The organism is Paenibacillus sp. FSL R5-0407 (assembly GCF_038009185.1).
GTDB lineage: Bacteria > Bacillota > Bacilli > Paenibacillales > Paenibacillaceae > Fontibacillus > Fontibacillus vini.
Genome location: NZ_JBBPAX010000001.1, coordinates 2,394,416 through 2,408,507 on the forward strand (window position 1 = coordinate 2,394,416; position 14,092 = coordinate 2,408,507).

A 14,092-nucleotide genomic window follows, 5' to 3' on the forward strand; every position below is an offset into this window, starting at 1 on the left:
TTACGGAGAAATCGTTGCCTCTTCCCCATCTTCATTACCGACTGGTAACGGTTCTTCAAAAATAAATAGGTCGTTTAGACCCATCTCTCGACATGCGTTCAAAAGTCCCGCAATAAACTCGTTTCCAGGGGCCCTTTGACCACGCAACACTCTATAAACTTGCACCCGGGAGACGCCAACCTTCTCTGCCAGGTCTGGCTCCGACCAACCCTTGGCCACCATATATTCTTGTAGTTTTTCTAGGTTGATATTTAGACGCATAATGATCACCTCCTCGGCGTATAATATTGTTACCTTGTGGGAACACTTATAAAGTACCACACCTATACCACATGGTAAAACCTCAAAAATGCGAATATTCGTTCCTGTAGGTCGATTTTCATCAACTTTTACCACTCGGTAACATTATTTCGCAGTTTACCTTTACCTATTGGCAATTTTCATGTATATTTACTATAGTCAATGCCAAAGAAAGTATTTTTATGAAATGGAGTGTACCTAATTATGAGTTTAAGTTTTGGGGAGTATTTACGAGAACTTCGTGAATTAAAAGACCTTTCGCTTAATCAATTGGCAGAAAAATCTGGAGTGAGTAACGCGCAAATTTCTAGAATTGAAAATGGATTGCGGGAGTTACCGAGACCAGAAACCATAAAAAAACTTGCACAAGGATTGAACGTACCTGCAACTGAACTTATGGAAAAAGCCGGTTACTTTGATGGCTTGAATGAGGAGAAAAAGGCAGGAGTGAAGAATTACTTTCAAATACAAGAGAATTTAGATGATAAATTGAGGGACTTGGTAACTGCAGCATTTGATTCTGGAAAAAAGACGAAGGTATTTGAAACAATTGATAAGCATTTCGGAGAAGATCTTATTCACTACATGGAAGAGCGAGAGTTGGATAAATTCCCTACAACATTAAATGGGATAATTGAGTTTTTAATTGACTACGACATGAGTATGGAATCGAAAGCTGATTTTATTAATTTACTAAAGAATAAAACTCGTTTAGAAATTAAAGAAAGCTCTGCCTCATACACCACTGAGAGAGAGCTTTTCGATAAATCGCTTGAATTATCCGATAAAGAAATTAAGAAACGCTTTGATTTCAAAGTTGATGGTCGGGAGTTGACTGAGGAAGAGTTTGCACGGATGATTGCTGCTGTTCGTTCTGATCGTCAATACCGGGAAGACATAAAATAATGCGTCGAAGATAGTCAGGGTCCCTACCCAATACCACCGATAACTTAGCTAAATCAATTTCCTTTTTTTCCAATGCAATACCTCCTTGATGTTATATTTTTCCGTAGAGATGTTAAGACGATATTATCACAAACACGAACAAAATACGAGAACATTTGTTCCTAAAATTAATTCTTTAGTACGAAAGGAGTTCCCATGAGTTATGTGCTCGGGGAATGCCTTTTATTGGACCGACTCAGGGAAAAGGGTGTGTCGCGAGCTGAATTTGCAAGGGCCCTGAAATGCACACGAGCTTATGTAACGCAGTTGATCAACGGTGATGCTCATATGTCCCTTACATTTGCGATTAATGCAGCCCATTACCTCGGTTGTCGTGTGACTGATCTTTATGTACTTACCTGGTCCAATGAAGGGCAAGAGTAGAATTTCTACTCATCCCCTGAGCAAAAAGTTTAGTGACACCTAACATCTCTTGACCCCATTCTAATTCTTTTCTTTCGACTCCGTTGTCGCATAATGTCGAAATACATACTTGTAAAATAACCCATCCCTCGTATAAACGACCGGCTGTAAACCGGACACCTTCTGGACAAACCACCACCTTTCATGAGAACACAAAAAAGCCGCTATAATTTGAGTCTTTATCTCCTAGGAAAAATACTTATGTTTAGCTTATACAGTTGCCTGCATAACTCCAACATAGTATTTTTTTTAAAATAACTCCTAGAAAAATTGCTCAAATCATAGCGGCATTAATATGCCTCAAACTATGAATCTTTGATAATTGCCCGCGAAAGTGCGGTGTTAGAATGTCCCCTTCTGCGTATGCTAGGGGAATTAAAAAAAGAAAAATAAGGTATGGTCAATATAATAGCAGATCTACCTGAAATCTGTAAAGTCTATTTGATCTTTTTAAGCATTTCTTCCACTGCAATTTGAAATACCCTGAACGGCCTGACCCCAATGTTATACGTTCCTTTCCCTATAATCCATACATACGGAAATATCTTTTTCTCTGCCGGTTGCCAAGAAGCCCGCTCCCATTCTCCCCCAATGTAATACCGCTCATATCGATTCAACTTTTCGGCCATCACCTTCTCTGTGTATCGGGTCCTTTGAATCTCTACAAACCACGGAGCTCCCTTCCAGATCGTAAAAACATCCGGCTCCGGCAGCCCCTTCCCGCCAAGTTTAGGCTCCACCTGAAATAACCGAGGAGCCTCGATTCGGTTAAGCTGACGATAGAAATCAGCAATCGCTAGGAAATGATTGATCTTCTGTGAATCCTCTTTAATCGCCCGCTCCGCCGGGAAATAGATGTATTTCCTCCGTTCCGCTGAGAACTTTATTACGCCCTCCCGCCGGAGCCGCTTTAACACGATATTTGCCTGAGTAACAGGGTGTTTTGTATGGGAAAAGTGTAGCTCCGCGATGTCATCCCGGGAGAGGCAGCGAAAACGCTCGAGGTCGGATAAGATTGCTTTATCCCGTGCGTTCATAGTAATCCTACCTCGATGCTGGTATCATCCTCCCACGGCACTTCCTCTGGCACATTCATCTCAATCGCAGTTACCAGGCTATCGCCTTCTTGCCTTTGAAATTGCTTGAGCAGATCCCTCGCTGCATCCAACTCTAAATGTGGACCCTGAACGTACCGGCATCCATCGAGCTTAAGCACCATTCTCCCCTTTTCGCTCTGCTTGATTTCCGCCGCCTCCCCGCTGCCGATGGTTATCCTACTGTTAATCTCGTCAGCGTGCCGGAATGCCATCCGGACCGTTAGGTTATTCTTGAGTTTACCGTCCAGGACGTCGGCATCCGGTCGCTGCATCGAGAGTATAAGGTAGACTCCCAGTGCCCGGCCGATCGTGCTGATCTCCTCAATTCCGTCCATGATGTCCCTATCCTTTTTGAGCAGCGCCACCTCATCCACGGCGAGCACAATATATGGCGGACGGTCCCACGCTGGCAAGTCATCGATATGAGCCACGCCGTAACGGTCCATTTGATCACCGCGCCGCCGCATTTCCCGCCGGACCCCCAGAACAATCCTATGCAGCCCAGCTGCGTCCATAACAACCTCCTGAGCGATCCCGCGGAACAGGTGAAACTCAGATCGCTTCATATCGGCGCAATACAGCTCCATGTTCGGGACCGTTCGGATAAGTGTCGTGAGGATCGAACGCAAAGCCACAGACTTTCCGCTCCCAGTCTCTCCGGCAATCAGTAGATGCGGATGGTCAACCATATCAAATGACACGTCACCAGAACGCGTACGGCCCACGTAGACGGGCAGACGCATATCCCGGATGGATTCACCTATCTGATCGGCAGCATAGGTAAACGGGGCGACAGAGGTGCTGAACACCCGCATAACAAACGTCCGTGCATCCTCGCCTTGCTGTAACTCAGTTCCCGGTCCGAAAAACTGCCGAAATAGCCATTCGTTTTTATCTATGACCGCAGGATCCATTCCGACCGGCAACACGAACGCCGCCTCTGTGCGATCCAAATATAAGCTCACCCGCTTGATCAAAGGATAGTTGCGCAGCTCCCTCCCCTTGTACCCCACTATCTTGTAAAACAGCCCTCCCGTCCGAAACAACGTCATGAGACGCCGACGAGCGACTTGGTCCGGCATCCCCCTCCATACCCCCCAGGCAGCCAAGCTACAGCCGCCCGCCCCGAGGATTTTAAGCAGCTGAGCGGTGCCCGCTGCTATCACTCCACTCATTATCATTCGCTCCGCTCCTAACACTTTGCTTTTTTCGCATAACAACGCGCCTTTTAGCCTGTATTACATATGCAATGCTACATATGCAATTACATGAGTATTTACATATGCACTCTGATGTCGAAAAGACGTCCAGCCAAGTGCATTGCATCCCAAAAGTGATACAGGCCGATGCAGACATAAATTATGGTGCTGGCGATGCGGACATATATGACCCGGCCTCCGTGACCAGACCGCTCAATCTTGCGCTCAATAGCATGAGAGATAACCCCCGCTGCCAAAAACTGCACTACCGGCACCATACTCACTCCAAACAGCATCATATAAATCCCTCCAGTGTAAAATCTTGATCGCTCTTATCCTCATGCCCAGAAGCGACGGCCGACACTATCCCGCCGTCCATATCCCTCTGAGCAAGGCGTTTTAAATATCCCGACCGGTTCGGCCTCCGCCGCACATGCTCATAGACCTGCAGCTGATCCGGGTCCAGTACGTTAAATGATACCTGGATGATCTTGATGTCCTTAGCCATACAACCGCCTCGCGATCTGGTAAAATGCACGGACGTTGGCAAAGGCAGGTTCATCGATCAACCTGACCGCAGGAAAGTACTTGCGGATATGATCCATAAGCACCGTCGCCCCGCCTCCGCAGACATAAACCGCGTCCCCGGCCTTCCATCCACTTGCCAATGCTCGGAGAGAAATCTGCCGCCCAAAGTCCGCCGGCTGGACGGATCGGAGCGTCTCCAGCCCGCTGCCGAGAGTAAAGCTACCTCGATCATTAAAGCGCCGATCAACGAGCGTTCCAAAATTGACCGTGCCGCTGCCGATATCGATGACCCGAATGATTCCCCCACCTGGTAACAACAGCCCCGCAGTGACCCCCTCCGCGGCCACCTCGCACCGTCTTATAACAATCACCTTCCGACGGCCATTAACGACCAGCTCATGCCGCCCCCGGAGCATATCTTTGATCGCATCCTTTTCGGCGACCGTATGCATGCTGACCGGTTGCCCAACTACCAACTCATACTCCAGCCCATCACCAAATTGATGCAGTGCAATCAAGATCCGGAGCCGTGCGTCCGGGTGAGCTTTGGTTTCTCCCTTCTGGCTGGCAGCACATTCACTTTCGTGCAGAGCCAGAGTCCCGGCGAACCCGCGCTCGCCGTCGTACTCAAATTCAAAATCATAGTCTCCATGCACCTGTCGGATGTTCCTCTCCCGGTACTCTCCAATTAAGGACGGGTATGCCCGGAGCTGCCGACCGTCATAAAACTTGGTCTTGTAATTGCCCGCATCGATCGCCACTATCATCAGCATCACCTCTAGTTGTGTAACTGGTTACGTAACCGGGCCGGCGCCGAGGTCACTGGTTACGTATCTGGTTCTATATCTACGATTCGCAGCTTGGTCACTATTCTGGTTTATCGCAGAATGGCTTGTATGTTTTTTAATAGATTTGTCCAAACTGATATAAACCAGAATTTTAGATAAGGGGTTTGCATATGTTTGGATTAGGTAAGAAGCGGAGTGAATTTGGTAAGTTCCTGGATAACCATGGAATAAAGCAAGAAGCTGTTTGTAAAGAAACCGGTCTAAACCGCGAAACTTTAACAAAAGCTTGCAGCGAGGAAAATCCAAAGATGAGGATGATAACAAAGAAGGCTCTGGCATCTGCGGCCAAAAAACTATCTGGCGAAAATGTAACCATTAAGGATTTCTGGTCATAAACCTTGTATAGAAACATTTTCCTTGTTTTAGTAAACTGGATGTAACATATTTTTAGGGGGAAAAAATGTGCATTATTTTAAAAAGTGGTGGGTTTGGGCTATCATATTAGTCATCGTGGCCGCGGGAACATTGATTGGTAAAAGTATGTATGACAAAAAGAAAGAAGCCGACCGACAAGCATTAATACACATGGGTGATCAGCTTGACGCGGCTTGGGATAAATATGAAAAAGGAATGCAAGATATCGAGGCTGATGGAGCGTTAGCGGAGGAGTATACCGATTTAATGACTATGATTGTGGATGGCAGGGTTCCTGAAGATGAAATAGATGAGGCTAAAGCGAAGGCCTGTAAGATGGAAAAAGAGTTGATGACAATTTATCCGACTGTCTATAAAGAACCTAGCTCATTATGTAAATGAGTAATTCGAAATTACAACTCAGCTGCCATTCATGGCAGCCTTTTTTATTGCCTCCCCGATCATCGACACATATTTCCCCAGCCTTATACTAATCTCGGACTTCATAACGTCCCTGGTCAATCCTAGGCGGTCTGTATAGCCTCGGCAAGTATAGTAGTAATAAATTACAAAACCGTCCTTGTTGTGTTCCTCTTTGGTTACTTGTATCCCATGATGCTTAAGCGCTAACCTATGTATCTTTAAGTCCATGAAAACCATACCCTCAATGTGTTCGTTGCACAATAAATAAGTATCTCTCAATATTGAGTCCGTGAATTGTAGATCATTTATGCTTTTTTGCACCATCGTATGTATATGAGTAAGCAGTATGTAATCTCGCATCATTCGGCGTTCTTCTGCGGTTATAATTCCAGCCAGTTTGTTCATTTCGCACACCTCGAATAAGAACGTTTGTTTGTATTATAAACCTGCATGTGTTTTTTATACAACTGAAATATTTTACACTTTGTTCTTATTTTGTTCGGTTGTGTATCACAACCTCTTGTTGTATAGTTAAATCACAGCAAGGGACACGAACGGAGCCGATAAGCCGGAGAAACCGGATGAGGAGAAGGAGAAATATCGATGAAAGCATTTGAAGAACTTAACCGCACAAACAGCACTGTTGTCGAAGTTGAGGGGAAAACGTTGAAAACCATCCAAGATCCATCCTCTTCCGATGACGGCACTACATACACGGCTCCGGCGATCGACGCTGCAGGCAATGAGTACATCCTAGCATGGGAAGTCATTGACCCGGAGATCACTGACGAATCCAGCATTTGCAACTGGAAAAAACCTGTCGGCGTGACACTGGTAAAGTAGCACCGCCCCTTGAATATGTAGGAGCTGCGTGGTTGGCCGATCATATTGGGACCACGCAGCAGAATGTTACAAAAACAGCTATGGCAATGCTCAACCCTGCTTATCGCGGGAAGGAACAGCGGTTTACGCGGCCAGATGCTGTCATCAAGGGGCGGACAGGCAACTTAACTCCATTATGGTTGGCGAGTAGATTTGAAGGTGATGAGGAATGATTCAAGATCGCACTTGTCGAGAATGCTCCAATGTATTCCAAGGCGGTCCGCGGGCATATTATTGCCCTGAATGCCGCGCAGAAAGAAGCCGTGAAAGGGATCGGCTACACAAACAAAAGCTAAGGGCCGGCGGCGATGGCATACGAAAGATCGGAAGCGAAGACACCTGTGAGCGTTGTGGCAAACAGTATATCGTACAAGCTGGGCTCCAACGGTTTTGCCCAGACTGCCGGCCTATCCATACCGCAGAATATGACCGAGAAACTGCCCTGCCCTTTTATCATGCCAATAAAGAAACGATTAACCCGCAGCGGAATAAAAAACGGCGTAAACGTGATAATAAATGCGCCTGGTGTGATAAAGAATTTGAACCGATCAACGGCAGTACAACTTGTTCACCAGATTGCAAGAGACAGTTGAATAACGAGCATCAACGAAACTGGTATAGACGACAAAAAAAGCCCACCGACCAATAAGGCCAGTGGGCTTTGTCTTATCTACAGGTTATATCCGGAGCTGTCCGGCTTAGTTGGGTTAGAAAGGATACCGAGTGTAGTAAGAATACCGAGAAATACATTGACCGCGGCGACAACTGCCTGAGCAGTCTCATCAGTGATCGTATACAGATGAGTGATGGTGCCAATGAGCTGCAGGAGCAAAATGACCGCAGACGCCACGCTAACCCACATGGCTACGTTTCTAAATCTACGTTTATTCATTGCAAATCCTCCCCACTTTCAATTTTTTGAAGCTTCATCTCTACCTCTTCGATCCGGACCGTATTACCGGCGATCAGCTTTAAAAAGTTCCGCCGGAGTCGATTCACCACGACGGCCATCTCTTCCCGAGTCATCTCTGCACCCGGCCGGCTGCCGTCAAAGTAGCCATTTGCCACAGCTTCGGCCCAATTCTCTGACGCCCATGTGCTCACCTTATTAATGTCCCGTTGCTCCAACTTCGGTTCCTCCTTCTTTTTCTCGCCCCCGGACGCCCATGCTCTCAGCTCGTCCAGAGTGCCATTGAATTCGTTCAGATCAACATTCCCGGCGATCCCTGGGACCTTGCCGGTGTCGCTGTGTTGCCAGATATCCCACTTGCTCCATGCGGCTACATCGGTCGGTACCTTGGTACTGTAACGGGCGATCCAAATCGGATATTTGCCAAGGCTGGCGTCAAAGTTATGAGCGAAGCTGTTTCCGGTGTAGATCAGCGGCTGCCGTCCGCATAGCTCTTCAAGCTCATTCAAAAATGCGACCGCCACAATATTGATAGCGGCCTTGTTGAGTTTGCCCGGATTATTTTCGTAATCCATCACTGGCGGCAGATCGAACTCAACCCCTGCGGTCTTCATGGTGTTATAAAAGTGGTTTGCCTCCCGGCGAGCCTCCGCCGCCGAAGTTGCATCAACAAAGTGATAAGCTCCAATCAGCAGTCCTGCTGCCTTTGCTCCTTTGGCGTTGGCTACAAACTGCGGATCAACCCGGCCCGTCCCCTGTGACGCCTTAATAAAAGCAAAGGCCCGGCCATCAGCCCGGACCTGCTGCCAGTTAATTTTGCCCTGCCAGTGGGATACATCAATCCCTTGGGCATTACGGCTGTTTCGTGCCTGCATTCCCTTTACCTCCCATATAAGACTTAAGCGGCCCACATGGGCCGCCTTACTACTTGCCAGACAGGCCAATATAGGCCAATACCGCAGCTATCAATAGCGTTGCGATCGATGAGATCATTGGACCGTAAAAAGACCGCCGGATCCATTTCCGGTTTTCATCCTGGTTGTCGAGCCTAGCCAAAGCCTCCTTCGCCTTACGCAAAGCTTCCTCGGCCGTTTCCTCAGTTTTTTCCACCGTCACTTCAAGTGCCTCCAGCTTTTGATTGGCCTGTTGTGCGCAAGCCAGCGCCTCCCTGGACACGTCTTTCACCTCTGCTACGGTGGCGACTAGTGCGGCTAAAGGCTTCAGCGTCTCCTCGATCCTGGCGAGCTGAATTTGTAAAGTAACCAATGTGTTTACATCTTGCACGTCACCCACCCCTTGTTTTGTATCCAAATCACTTCCCCCTGTTCCCCCGCAGTTTGCATCTCTCTCAAACAAAAGCCCCCGGGCAACCCGAGGGCATAAAAAATACGCCTTGCGGCGCTGTCTCTATTTATTATTCTGTTTCAGTTACCTCTTCAAAATTTTCCTCAAGGTACTCATAATTACACACGCCCACCGTTCCCGTGTTCGTCTTATAAACAAACTGGCCTGGGATCGCTACTAACGTAGTCGCCCCATTTTTAAGCGTAATCGATCGCAATGATCCGGATTGTGAAAAGTCCACCGTTAGGCCCATTCCTGTAAGCTGGATGATGTTCTGTATTGATGCAAAATCAACAAATTCGACGGCTTGTACATTGTCCTTACTTTTAAATGTTCTAATCATACTCAACACCCTTCGTTAATTTCGATTCCTCCGGATCGGCTCCGAGGGCAAAATAAAAACGCCTATTGGCGCTGTCTCTGTCGTTATGTTGTTCCGCTTACCGCTTTACTATCATTTTTCACTGTTTGGTTCCGGTAATCGGTACAGCTACGCCTACCCTAAATTCACTGACTATGCAGGTGCTTCCATAGGATGAGCTGCCAGACCCGTAAATAGATATAACATCGTTATTGTTCACGGAAAAATCCTCAACAAACACCGTGGCCCCTGAAGAAATTGACCGCAAAGTACCTATAACTATACCGTTTATATAAACTATAGCATAAACAGGTCCGCCAGAAGGTATTAACCTAAAGGAGACGCGTACAGACCCTTGGGCGAATCCAGTTAGCTTTACGTTTTTCAATGCAACATAGGTTGTACTGCTGGTACTCGCTGAAACATCATCAGCATAGAACACAGCATCCCCTGGAGCAATTGCTCCGTTAAATGTTCCAACTACGCCAAAGATATTAACCCCATTTTTTATATTATTGGGAATTAAATCTAAGTCTCCAGCAACGTACCCGTTCCCGTTATGATAGCCTGCGAGGATTGATTTATTGGCCGTTCCCGGGGTAATAGCTTGTGCCCCTTGATTTGCCATTGTTCCAGCTACCCCGGCTATCGTCGTATCATTAAGCACCTTGGCAGCAGGGACACTTACCTGGGCTACCTTTGCCCCTTTGTATGCCCCATCTGGGATAGTAACGGCTCCCGTGCCGCTTGGAGTTATGATGGCCGCCCCTCGATCTATCATCGTTCCGGTAAAGGATCCCCCGGCATTCGATGCCTTTTTCCCAGCTAATAAATCCGCCGCTGTCGCATCACCAGTAGCCCGGATGATTGACGCCATCTTTGGTATTAGTTGCGCCCAAGACTCCGAAGTGGATGCCGGTACCCCGATGGCAATAAGCGCGGCAACCACTTCCGCTTTACGCTCATTGCCAGACTGAAAAGCCTCATCGGCCCTGGTCTGTGCTGCTGCTGCCGCCTGATTAGCTGCATTAGCCGTGGTCTGTGCGGCCATAGCTGCTTCATTGACAGTTTTGACCGCCTTTGGGGTAGCAGCTAATGCCTCGCTGGTGCTATTCACGGCGTTGGAGAGTTGGACAACACCCTTTTGTGTTGTACTTGCGTCTCCAATCGTTATTCCAGCAATAGCCTCCTCCAATTCTTTCCTGGTCGCATAAACAAGTGACTCATCAATCCCTACTGTAATGTTCGCAGCAGTACCGACAATTACGTTCATGTTTACTGCCTTTTCAATAACCCCGTCACCCTTCGGTGCGATGTAATCCGCGGTTGATCCAGAGTTCGAGTACATATACAAGATTTCGCCGTCATCCGGGTCCATGGCAAAGATGCCAACCTCCCGGAGAAAAAAACCAGTTGTGATGTCCTGGTTGGTCAACGTCGCTCCGATCAAAGCTCTTGTAGTCCCTGGCGGCCGCCTAATCCTTTCGATCACCAAATTCTTAACAGGAGTGATCAACGCTGTCATAGCTTCGATAGATTGTCCGCTAAGGGTCCCACTACCGACGGCCATCTTGGTGTAAACAAGTTGGGTGCCTGCCTGCGCTTTGGCCTGCAGTTGCCGCCCTTTATTAGTTAATGCATAACTCCATGAGCTCACTAAGATCACCTACCCAATTGTTATATAATCGCCGATGTGTAATGTCGCGCCGAAATAAAGGTCATTGGCTTGAATCGTTTCTTCCAAAATGACCGCTTCCAGGTGAGCCGAAAGCCGGCGCACTGAGTCAACCGCCAGGATAAATTCTTGAGCCCTTTCGTTCGTGGCTGACTGGTCTGTCGTGCGTACCCGGAAATTTCCCGGTTCCCCGCCATACTCGAACCATTCTTCAACTTGACCGGTCCCGAAGAGGATTTCGACCAGATCCTCTACAGCTGCGGGCGTACCCTTTCGACGATGGAACTTTAATGCGTTTTTCACCAGCTCCCGCTTTTGCTCGATCGGCAGGTCCGGATCATAAAAATCAACGTGGAATTGCCAGGCCAATTCGTCGGCTTCGTCATCGCCCAGTTCATTTAGTCGGGAGAATCGCGGCATCTTCATGATCTGCTCGGAAAGCCCCTGTAATTGACTGTCCAGCGCTTCGGCTGCCGCCCTGATGTTTGGGTCCTGTTTGAGGTTGTCCGGCAGAATATCGAGCATACTGAGGCTCTTGAGATCAACCATCGGCAAGCCCTCCATATACAACGTTGACGGCCACATCTTGAGCCACTTGCAGTTCATTCACGTTTGTAAAGACCGGCGAGGTGGGCTCCACCCGCAGTGCTCCTGCCGACATCACCCTCCAGATCAGTTCCGATGGATTGATATCTCGACCAAGCTTGGACTTTTGCCAGAGTCGATAAGCGTCCACGGCGGCCGTCACAGCGTCTTGTATGCTGGTTGCTTCGGCTGCTCGCGCACGATCAACATAATAGGTGAACGTGATGTTGTAATTGACTACCGTGGGCGCCTGCACGGTTACATGATCTGTAAGCGGCCGGACTGTGCGGTCATTCAGCACCGCCGATACAGCATCCAGCACATCCTGCGACGGCAGCTCACCGCCCTGTAAGAGAGGCACCACCACGACCTCCATCGGTTGAGGGGATGTGACTGCTACGTCCACAATAGATGGGCTCGCCGTCTTAGCCCAGAAACGATATGCTCCTTCTGGACCGGCTACGGAAAAACTTTCCGGGGCCGAACGGATCCGCTCGCGAAATGCGTCATCCATTTCCGACTCTGCTCCGCCCGAACTCTCCGTTAAGTTGGTGACGCTCTGTATAAACGGCAAGGGATCAATCAGCGTGTTGATCTGGGCCGGGAGGAATCCGTTACCCGCTATCCCAGGTACCGATGAGGATGCTATGACGGTCCCTGATAACCCGCCTGCTGGTATCTCAATTACTCGATCCGTTACAAAGTAAATCGTTCCGCCACTGCCCTGTGGCCCCACTCGGGTACCTGCAGGAATAATAGTGGCCGATGTGAGGGGCATCGACAGGCTAAACTGGAGCGTTGTGATTGCCGCCTCTGATGGAAGCCTAGACACATCGTAGAGAGCCCCTATATGATCCAGCACCGGGCCACTTGCATATTTGAGCAGGTCAATCTTTTTGTTGTGATTGATTAGCGCTTGCTGCTGAATGATGATCTGGGCCAAAGTCATTAAAAAAAGGCGCCTCGGGTCTGCCGGATATAACCGGTTGCCGACGATGCCTTCAAAAATGGTGATGATGTTGTTTTGTATGGCCGTAGGATCTACATCCACGAAGTCAATATCCTTCAATGTATCAAAACTGCTGCTCAAGTCGTCACCTCCTCTGCTAGGATGTATTTAACCACTGGGATCAGTCGGCCGTATACAGCTGATTCTTCCTCTGTCTCGTTAAAATCGATGCTAACGATCTGGGCTCTTGGTTCCTGCTCCATTATTACGGTCGTGATGATGCCACCTAGCCGCGCTTTAAGGATTGGGATCGACTCATCCAATACTCCGGAGTAATCCGTACCTATCCCCCGCGCCCCTGGTGAGGAACCGAGATGTGTGCCGATGATCGTCCGGATGTTCTGTCCGACTTCGGTCGCTGTCGATGCCGGGGCAAAGTCCACCCAAGCTTTTGAGCTCATGTCCACTGTATGGATCATACGTATTCCTCCAAATTGATGGTGAGATCCGCACTCAGCAGATTACCTTTATTGTCAACATCCTTCCAGGTCTGCTCCAGAGAAGTGATTTTAAACTTGTTTACACCGACCCCTTTGCCCCCAATAACCAAAGGCATCGCCTTCCCAGCCCTCTCCAGCTCGATCAGGGCGTCCATCTCCTCACGGGGATTGATACCGTACCGCACGTCCAGACGCACCGTAAACGAGACCGTATCCAGCCCCGGTCCGATAAATTGGGAAAGGGGCTTTTTTCCCAACACCTCATGGTTTGCCCATCGGCCGGCAGAGGAGCGGGTAAAGTCAGTAAACGTCCGAATCTGTTTCGACGTGACCATAAAGACGATGCTACCCAAAGTCCCGATTTGATTCAAATTATTTCACCCGCTCTCTTGATTGACCCGGTCACTTCCAGATCGCCTTCGATTTTGACGCCCCCAGCTGCCTTTACGACGAGCTTTTTAAGGGCCCGGTCATAATAGGCATAGCTGCCATCCTCAAACCACACGCCGCGCTTCTGGTCATCCCCCGGGGGAGAATCCTCATCGTCATAGTAACTGCCGAGACAAAACCCAGCAGGACCGTTCCCGAGATATGCGCAAAGCACGCTCTCGCCTGGCGCGGGTATTGCATTTCCTTTGCCCCAGCCACCTGGTGTAAGCACGGGCAACTCATCCGAAACATGGTCATCATCATCCGGGAATGTGACCCGCACTGTACCGGCTATAGTATCCGTGCTGGAGACTATGCCTGCCTTTATCAAACTGCTCAC

Annotated in this window: 22 protein-coding genes; 5 read left to right on the forward strand and 17 right to left on the reverse strand. The window is 48.6% G+C overall.

What is annotated here, in order from left to right; genetic code table 11:
- Positions 1-261, reverse strand: coding sequence for a helix-turn-helix transcriptional regulator (locus tag NYE70_RS11480; RefSeq protein WP_341046057.1), 261 nt, complete (start codon positions 259-261; stop codon positions 1-3).
- Positions 262-504: 243 nt separating this feature from the next.
- Here NYE70_RS11480 and NYE70_RS11485 point away from each other — a divergent pair, with 243 nt between their 5' ends.
- Entirely contained in the window at positions 505-1,206 is a 702-nt protein-coding gene (locus NYE70_RS11485) for a helix-turn-helix domain-containing protein (protein ID WP_341046058.1), read from the forward strand.
- A 195-nt stretch (positions 1,207-1,401) separates the two neighbouring features.
- Positions 1,402-1,629 carry a helix-turn-helix domain-containing protein gene (locus NYE70_RS26015; RefSeq protein ID WP_445323770.1) on the forward strand — a complete coding sequence of 76 codons (228 nt, stop codon included), beginning with the start codon at positions 1,402-1,404 and terminating at the stop codon, positions 1,627-1,629.
- 476 nt (positions 1,630-2,105) lie between these two features.
- Here NYE70_RS26015 and NYE70_RS11490 read toward each other — a convergent pair whose 3' ends face one another.
- The 5 genes from NYE70_RS11490 to NYE70_RS11510 form a co-directional block, all read right to left on the reverse strand.
- Complete coding sequence (locus NYE70_RS11490) at positions 2,106-2,705, reverse strand: replication-relaxation family protein (RefSeq protein ID WP_341046059.1); 600 nt, start codon at positions 2,703-2,705, stop codon at positions 2,106-2,108.
- Complete coding sequence (locus tag NYE70_RS11495) at positions 2,702-3,946, reverse strand: FtsK/SpoIIIE domain-containing protein (protein WP_341046060.1); 1,245 nt, start codon at positions 3,944-3,946, stop codon at positions 2,702-2,704. Before NYE70_RS11495 ends, NYE70_RS11490 begins: the two co-directional genes overlap by 4 nt.
- A gap of 95 nt (positions 3,947-4,041) precedes the next feature.
- The gene (locus tag NYE70_RS11500) at positions 4,042-4,263 is read right to left on the reverse strand and encodes a hypothetical protein (RefSeq protein ID WP_341046062.1); all 222 of its coding nucleotides are present in this window, start codon (positions 4,261-4,263) and stop codon (positions 4,042-4,044) included.
- On the reverse strand, positions 4,260-4,472 hold the full coding sequence (locus tag NYE70_RS11505) for a hypothetical protein (protein WP_341046063.1): 213 nt from the start codon (positions 4,470-4,472) through the stop codon (positions 4,260-4,262). Before NYE70_RS11505 ends, NYE70_RS11500 begins: the two co-directional genes overlap by 4 nt.
- The gene (locus NYE70_RS11510; RefSeq protein ID WP_341046064.1) at positions 4,465-5,265 is read right to left on the reverse strand and encodes a ParM/StbA family protein; all 801 of its coding nucleotides are present in this window, start codon (positions 5,263-5,265) and stop codon (positions 4,465-4,467) included. The genes NYE70_RS11505 and NYE70_RS11510 overlap by 8 nt, the downstream gene beginning before the upstream one ends.
- A 185-nt stretch (positions 5,266-5,450) precedes the next feature.
- Here NYE70_RS11510 and NYE70_RS11515 point away from each other — a divergent pair, with 185 nt between their 5' ends.
- The 3 genes from NYE70_RS11515 (at position 5,451) to NYE70_RS11525 (ending at position 6,960) form a co-directional block, all read left to right on the forward strand.
- Entirely contained in the window at positions 5,451-5,675 is a 225-nt protein-coding gene (locus NYE70_RS11515) for a transcriptional regulator (RefSeq protein WP_341046065.1), read from the forward strand.
- A gap of 67 nt (positions 5,676-5,742) precedes the next feature.
- Positions 5,743-6,096, forward strand: a complete 354-nt coding sequence (locus NYE70_RS11520) for a hypothetical protein (protein ID WP_341046066.1) — start codon at positions 5,743-5,745, stop codon at positions 6,094-6,096.
- Positions 6,097-6,720: 624 nt separating this feature from the next.
- Positions 6,721-6,960 carry a hypothetical protein gene (locus NYE70_RS11525; protein WP_341046067.1) on the forward strand — a complete coding sequence of 80 codons (240 nt, stop codon included), beginning with the start codon at positions 6,721-6,723 and terminating at the stop codon, positions 6,958-6,960.
- A gap of 331 nt (positions 6,961-7,291) precedes the next feature.
- On the opposite strand, the gene NYE70_RS11530 is transcribed toward NYE70_RS11525, so the two are convergent.
- From NYE70_RS11530 to NYE70_RS11580, 11 genes are all read right to left on the reverse strand, one after another.
- Positions 7,292-7,414, reverse strand: a complete 123-nt coding sequence (locus NYE70_RS11530; protein WP_341046069.1) for a hypothetical protein — start codon at positions 7,412-7,414, stop codon at positions 7,292-7,294.
- Positions 7,415-7,669: 255 nt separating this feature from the next.
- Positions 7,670-7,891 carry a phage holin gene (locus NYE70_RS11535; protein WP_341046071.1) on the reverse strand — a complete coding sequence of 74 codons (222 nt, stop codon included), beginning with the start codon at positions 7,889-7,891 and terminating at the stop codon, positions 7,670-7,672.
- Positions 7,888-8,784, reverse strand: coding sequence for a glycoside hydrolase family 25 protein (locus NYE70_RS11540; protein ID WP_341046072.1), 897 nt, complete (start codon positions 8,782-8,784; stop codon positions 7,888-7,890). Before NYE70_RS11540 ends, NYE70_RS11535 begins: the two co-directional genes overlap by 4 nt.
- 49 nt (positions 8,785-8,833) lie before the next feature.
- Positions 8,834-9,220 (reverse strand): hypothetical protein, encoded by a 387-nt coding sequence (locus NYE70_RS11545; RefSeq protein WP_341046073.1) that lies wholly within the window; start codon positions 9,218-9,220, stop codon positions 8,834-8,836.
- Positions 9,221-9,323: 103 nt separating this feature from the next.
- On the reverse strand, positions 9,324-9,596 hold the full coding sequence (locus NYE70_RS11550; RefSeq protein ID WP_341046075.1) for a hypothetical protein: 273 nt from the start codon (positions 9,594-9,596) through the stop codon (positions 9,324-9,326).
- A 118-nt stretch (positions 9,597-9,714) separates the two neighbouring features.
- Complete coding sequence (locus NYE70_RS11555; protein WP_341046076.1) at positions 9,715-11,280, reverse strand: tail fiber protein; 1,566 nt, start codon at positions 11,278-11,280, stop codon at positions 9,715-9,717.
- Positions 11,281-11,895, reverse strand: a complete 615-nt coding sequence (locus tag NYE70_RS11560; protein WP_341046077.1) for a phage tail protein I — start codon at positions 11,893-11,895, stop codon at positions 11,281-11,283. It abuts the gene before it with no gap.
- Positions 11,831-12,823, reverse strand: coding sequence for a baseplate assembly protein (locus NYE70_RS11565; RefSeq protein WP_341047583.1), 993 nt, complete (start codon positions 12,821-12,823; stop codon positions 11,831-11,833). Before NYE70_RS11565 ends, NYE70_RS11560 begins: the two co-directional genes overlap by 65 nt.
- Positions 12,824-12,960: 137 nt before the next feature.
- Positions 12,961-13,302, reverse strand: coding sequence for a lysozyme (locus NYE70_RS11570; protein WP_341046078.1), 342 nt, complete (start codon positions 13,300-13,302; stop codon positions 12,961-12,963).
- On the reverse strand, positions 13,299-13,694 hold the full coding sequence (locus NYE70_RS11575) for a phage tail protein (protein WP_341046079.1): 396 nt from the start codon (positions 13,692-13,694) through the stop codon (positions 13,299-13,301). Before NYE70_RS11575 ends, NYE70_RS11570 begins: the two co-directional genes overlap by 4 nt.
- On the reverse strand, positions 13,691-14,092 hold the full coding sequence (locus tag NYE70_RS11580) for a phage baseplate assembly protein V (protein ID WP_341046080.1): 402 nt from the start codon (positions 14,090-14,092) through the stop codon (positions 13,691-13,693). The genes NYE70_RS11575 and NYE70_RS11580 overlap by 4 nt, the downstream gene beginning before the upstream one ends.

Coding starts and splice junctions, on each gene's coding strand:
- NYE70_RS11515 (WP_341046065.1), top strand. CDS start 5,451: ATGTTTGGATTAGGTAAGAAGCGGAGTGAATTTGGTAAGTTCCTGGAT.
- NYE70_RS11535 (WP_341046071.1), bottom strand. CDS start 7,891: ATGAATAAACGTAGATTTAGAAACGTAGCCATGTGGGTTAGCGTGGCG.
- NYE70_RS11495 (WP_341046060.1), bottom strand. CDS start 3,946: ATGATAATGAGTGGAGTGATAGCAGCGGGCACCGCTCAGCTGCTTAAA.
- NYE70_RS11540 (WP_341046072.1), bottom strand. CDS start 8,784: ATGCAGGCACGAAACAGCCGTAATGCCCAAGGGATTGATGTATCCCAC.
- NYE70_RS11480 (WP_341046057.1), bottom strand. CDS start 261: ATGCGTCTAAATATCAACCTAGAAAAACTACAAGAATATATGGTGGCC.
- NYE70_RS11490 (WP_341046059.1), bottom strand. CDS start 2,705: ATGAACGCACGGGATAAAGCAATCTTATCCGACCTCGAGCGTTTTCGC.
- NYE70_RS11505 (WP_341046063.1), bottom strand. CDS start 4,472: ATGGCTAAGGACATCAAGATCATCCAGGTATCATTTAACGTACTGGAC.
- NYE70_RS11500 (WP_341046062.1), bottom strand. CDS start 4,263: ATGATGCTGTTTGGAGTGAGTATGGTGCCGGTAGTGCAGTTTTTGGCA.
- NYE70_RS11485 (WP_341046058.1), top strand. CDS start 505: ATGAGTTTAAGTTTTGGGGAGTATTTACGAGAACTTCGTGAATTAAAA.
- NYE70_RS11525 (WP_341046067.1), top strand. CDS start 6,721: ATGAAAGCATTTGAAGAACTTAACCGCACAAACAGCACTGTTGTCGAA.
- NYE70_RS11565 (WP_341047583.1), bottom strand. CDS start 12,823: ATGACTTTGGCCCAGATCATCATTCAGCAGCAAGCGCTAATCAATCAC.
- NYE70_RS11510 (WP_341046064.1), bottom strand. CDS start 5,265: ATGCTGATGATAGTGGCGATCGATGCGGGCAATTACAAGACCAAGTTT.
- NYE70_RS11570 (WP_341046078.1), bottom strand. CDS start 13,302: ATGATCCATACAGTGGACATGAGCTCAAAAGCTTGGGTGGACTTTGCC.
- NYE70_RS11550 (WP_341046075.1), bottom strand. CDS start 9,596: ATGATTAGAACATTTAAAAGTAAGGACAATGTACAAGCCGTCGAATTT.
- NYE70_RS11560 (WP_341046077.1), bottom strand. CDS start 11,895: ATGAACTGCAAGTGGCTCAAGATGTGGCCGTCAACGTTGTATATGGAG.
- NYE70_RS26015 (WP_445323770.1), top strand. CDS start 1,402: ATGAGTTATGTGCTCGGGGAATGCCTTTTATTGGACCGACTCAGGGAA.
- NYE70_RS11530 (WP_341046069.1), bottom strand. CDS start 7,414: ATGGATAGGCCGGCAGTCTGGGCAAAACCGTTGGAGCCCAGCTTGTAC.